4 protein-coding genes and 1 pseudogene are annotated in these 4,378 nt (G+C 38.9%); 4 read left to right on the top strand and 1 reads right to left on the bottom strand.

Going from position 1 to position 4,378, the window contains the following annotated elements; translation table 11 throughout:
• Together OQ5_RS23390 and OQ5_RS20225 are read left to right on the top strand one after the other, a co-directional pair.
• Nucleotides 1-958: pseudogene (locus OQ5_RS23390) on the top strand (hypothetical protein); the annotation flags it as partial.
• The gene (locus tag OQ5_RS20225; protein WP_016776236.1) at nucleotides 955-1,335 is read left to right on the top strand and encodes a hypothetical protein; all 381 of its coding nucleotides are present in this window, start codon (nucleotides 955-957) and stop codon (nucleotides 1,333-1,335) included. The pseudogene OQ5_RS23390 and the gene OQ5_RS20225, both read left to right, overlap by 4 nt.
• Before the next feature lie 45 nt (nucleotides 1,336-1,380).
• On the opposite strand, the gene OQ5_RS0103845 is transcribed toward OQ5_RS20225, so the two are convergent.
• On the bottom strand, nucleotides 1,381-1,617 hold the full coding sequence (locus tag OQ5_RS0103845) for a hypothetical protein (RefSeq protein WP_016776235.1): 237 nt from the start codon (nucleotides 1,615-1,617) through the stop codon (nucleotides 1,381-1,383).
• 220 nt (nucleotides 1,618-1,837) lie between these two features.
• Here OQ5_RS0103845 and OQ5_RS21890 point away from each other — a divergent pair, with 220 nt between their 5' ends.
• Nucleotides 1,838-3,103, top strand: coding sequence for an RHS repeat domain-containing protein (locus tag OQ5_RS21890; RefSeq protein ID WP_218054494.1), 1,266 nt, complete (start codon nucleotides 1,838-1,840; stop codon nucleotides 3,101-3,103).
• Nucleotides 3,104-3,111: 8 nt separating this feature from the next.
• Nucleotides 3,112-3,876: a hypothetical protein gene (locus tag OQ5_RS0103835; protein WP_082179489.1), complete on the top strand. Its 765-nt coding sequence runs from the start codon at nucleotides 3,112-3,114 to the stop codon at nucleotides 3,874-3,876.
• The last annotated feature ends 502 nt before the right edge of the window (nucleotides 3,877-4,378 follow it).

The following is a 4,378-nucleotide window of genomic DNA, read 5'->3' as shown; positions in this document are numbered from 1 at the left end:
TGGGTATTGCTGGAACAATCCGTTGATCTATACTGATCCCACAGGCGAATTTCCCTGGCTCTTTGCAATAGGTGCGGTAATTGGGTCTTATATTGGAGGTTCTGCTATAAATGATGATTGGAGTCCCTGGAATGGAGGCTGGGACTGGTCAGAGCCGGGCACATATTTTGGAATTATAGGAGGTGCTCTTGCAGGTGGATTAGTAATACAGTCAGCGTTTGGTGCCGGGGGATGGTTAGCAGGAGGACAGGGCTTGTCGGTAAATATTGGTGCCGGATTTGAAGGCATACAGGCATTCACGCAAATGACGATCAATTCCGGAATAGTCACTTGGGAAGGTTTGGGTTATACTACAATAGCAGGAGGAGGAATGTGGCTTTCTTCCAATTATCTAAAAGGCGAAGAACCGAACGGACCTTTTGTTGATATGACAGTGGTGAATCAGGTGAGATATGAAGTTCAATCGCAAGGCGGAGGTCCAGGATGGGAATCTTATGTAGGGGCAGCAGGTACGGTAGCAAGCGAAATGTACTATAGTGAGAAATATGGTACATGGATGGGGAAAAATTTCAAAATTTATCAGCAAACATGGGGTGGAAATGGTGCTACGGGAGGTAAATTAAAATTTGGTAAAAAAGTTTCAACTGGAATAAAAATAGGGGGATACGGCTTAGGTGTCTGGAATGCTTATGAAATTGACCAGCAAAATAGAGCGGGACAAATAACTGATGGACAGATGTACATAGAGCAAGGATCAAATTTGATTACCACCGTTGGTGGTCTTTATGGTGCTGCATGGGGTGTAGGCTGGGAGCTTGGAAGAGCAGTAACTAACATGGAATGGTATCAAAAAGCAAAATTTAACTTCTGGTACAACTACTGGGAGAGCCAGGTCGGCCCACCATCCCAATCCAATGAAGCACTTTGGTATTACTTTTATCAAAATTACAAACCATGATAAAAACACTATATTATTACTATTATCTTTTTTACAAGCAGATATTAAGGGATAATGAACCGCATTTGCTTGCAACCCTTGTTTTGGCGTTTTCTTTTTCTTTGTTACTAATTATGATAATTAATATTTCATTGGCTTATTTGTTTTCAATGGTATTAGGTCATTATGAGATGATTGGCATTAATGTGTTGATGATTTTTATTCTGTATCTCACAATGCATAGGACTGGTAAGGCAAAAGAGATAGTTAAGGAAAAACCGATGTTTTTTAAAAATCATATACTATCAATCCTGATTACATTCTTGTTTTTTGCAGCAACATCTTCATATCTATTTTGGGGTTCTATTTGTGTAGGAAATATTTTAGGAACAAGATAAGATGGCAAAATCCGGTAAGTCCGGGATTTTTTATGTTAATAAGTTTTACAGTTTACTTTTGGCAAAGAAGGCATCAAGCATTGTGTACACTTGATTCTTATCTTCAGGAGAAATCTTTTCAATGTTCTTCATCCGCTTTAGGGTTTCCTTATCTATATTCTGGTACTCGGCATCCTTTACCAAAAAATCAATAGTAACGTTTAACACCTCGGCAATCTTGTAATACCCCGACTTCAAAAAAACAGCTACCATCAACGAAGGAGACAACAGCCTGGAAATCAATTACGGCGTCGATGACCAACGTCGCAAGGCAGTTTTTAAAACCAATGGCGAAACCACCCTCACCCGTTACTACCTTGGCGACTACGAAGAAGAACAAACCACCGATGGAAAAACACGTAAAATTCACTATCTTAGCGGGGGTAACGGTCTGGCAGCAATATTTGTAGAGGAAAACGACAATGCCCAACTCTACTACGCCTACACCGATTACCTTGGCTCTTTGACAGCTTTGACAGACAAAGACGGCAACATTGTGGAACGCCAGGCATTTGATCCCTGGGGTAACAGGAGAAACCCGAATGAGTGGACCAGCCTGGTTACCACGCCGGTGAGTCATATCACCGGCCGGGGCTACACTATGCATGAGCACCTGGATGATTTTGCCCTCATCAACATGAACGGGCGTGTTTATGACCCGCAGATAGCACGTTTCCTGAGTCCCGACCCACAATTACAGGCGCCTGGGTATTGGTTGAATTATAATCGGTACGGGTATGCGTTGAATAACCCCCTTATCTATACTGACCCATCAGGAGAGTTTATTGTTGAAGCAATTATCTTTGGTGCTATGATAAACACCATGATACAAGGTGCTTCTGGAAATATCAATAGTTTTGGTGATTTTGCTTTAGCTATGGGTATTGGTGCTTTAAGTGGCGCCGCAGGATATGGAGCGGGAGCATTAGTTGGAGGGGCATTGTCAACAGCTACTACGTTTGGTGGAGCTGTATTAAATGGGGCTGCGGTTGGTGCAGCAGGTGGTTTTGCAGGAGGATTTGTTGGAGGAGCTGGAAATGCTTGGATGGGAGGAGCGAGTTTTGGACAAGGCTTGCAATCTGGTTTAATTGGTGGTGCCTATGGTGCATTAGGTAGTGCATTAATAGGAGGCATTTCTGGGGGGATTCAATATCAAAGGCAAATCTCTGTTTTTCAAAAAGGGTGTGTAGATATTGGTGTCAATGGAGGGGATCCAGTGCCTGCTACAGACCAATTTCTGTCTGATGCTCAGAATGCTTGGTACAATGATGCTCCAATGAATAATGTGAAGGCTTTTACCGTGGAAAATGTCCCAGAAATTCACTTAACAGGTAAATCAGGATTAATCACTAATAATGCTCCTGCCAAAACAGTCCCGCTATCAGTCAATAAAGTTTTTACTGGGAATTCAAATGTTTATTTTAATAAGAATCTTGCATTTAGCAGTGCAAAGCAATTGTTTTTCACCATGGGGCATGAATTTGTTCATGTATCACAATTTGCTGCATTGGCTGGTCAATCTACAAGTCTTTTATCTCAACCTGGATTTATTGATTTGTTGGAATTTCATGCATACAGTTACCAACATTCTTTAGGGGGATTACAGTTAAATAGTTTTACCCCTGATGTTGTAAAAGGCTTGGCAACACAATATCCAACATACTTCAATACTTTAGGTTATACGAATTTTGGTTGGACTTCATTGGCTTCTTTTGTATACCCTTTTTAGCAAGTATCATGAAAAATCTGTTTCTACTAATAGCAATTTTATTTGGCAGTATGCATCTATTCTCACAATGCATATCAGTTGAACTTTCAATCCATTGGAAAAGAGAGTCCCCAACATTTTCTTTAACTGAAAATGATTTTTGTGTGCCATACCTGCATATCATTTATCGTAACAACTCCGATGATGCATTATATTTTCTGAAAGTTTCACAAAGTGTGAATAATTTCCCTGAATTTGTTCGGAGTGGAACTCTTGTGGCTAATAATCCAACTCAACATGGGAATTATTCAAATATGCAATTTTTAGTAAATTTGGGGGCCTCTCCTTACTATTTGAACGCATGGGAAGTAATACCTGACACTTTAGACCCAAATGAGGAACATGAAATTCCAATAATAAATGATGATTTAGCGAATATATATGAATCCCTATCCAATAATTATTTAGACTCACTAAGCGAGATTAAAACTCATTATACTGCATCGGATATTATACCGGAAGTGATATTAGATAAGTTTAAAGACAAATTTGTTTTTTTGAGGCCTGGTGAGACTTGTTTAGATACTTATAATCTTATCGGATTTAAATTATTAAAAGGTGGTTTTACTTTCTATATATGTCCATATTTGCCGACATACGTTTATACTACACCGATTTGGGATAATAATCAATCAAAGTACACAGAGACAAAAACAATGTTGCCGAAATTAGTAGGTGAGTATAAATTATATTCCGGCAATTTTTATTCTAATAAAATATCAATTACATTTTAAAAGAGTAAATTTTCAACAAAAGCCGGAGCAATCCGACTTTTGTTTTATAATGCCGCTACGTTTTTTTGAAAGAAATCTTTAACCCAACTTGAAAATTCACAACGGTAAAAGGCTTGTATACAAGGTGTTGCATTTTTATTTTTTCAATTGGGGGTCTATTTTTATTTTTCTTACAAATGGCCTGTGTTTAAAATTAAGACTGTCAAATATCAATTGTTGATCAATTGTGGGATTGATACATAGTTTTACATATATTTTTTCGTTTTCCTTGTTGTTCATGCTCGCTACGGAAGATTGCATGGATTTTATTGTTTCAACGATAGTTGTTCAGTTATAATGTTGTTTTCGTTCAACCCTTTTCTCTGATAAGGTAAGGAGCAATCCATCACTTACACCGACTTCAAAAAAACAGCCACTATCAACGAAGAAGACAACAGCCTTGAACTCGCCTACGGCGTCGATAACCAACGTCGCAAGGCAGTTTTTAAAACCAATGGCAAAA

Source organism: Anaerophaga thermohalophila str. Valhall (genome assembly GCF_000250735.1).
In the GTDB taxonomy this organism is placed as follows: domain Bacteria; phylum Bacteroidota; class Bacteroidia; order Bacteroidales; family Marinilabiliaceae; genus Anaerophaga; species Anaerophaga thermohalophila_A.
Note: the sequence above shows the minus strand (reverse complement) of the source record. Positions and strands in the feature narration are given on the sequence as shown.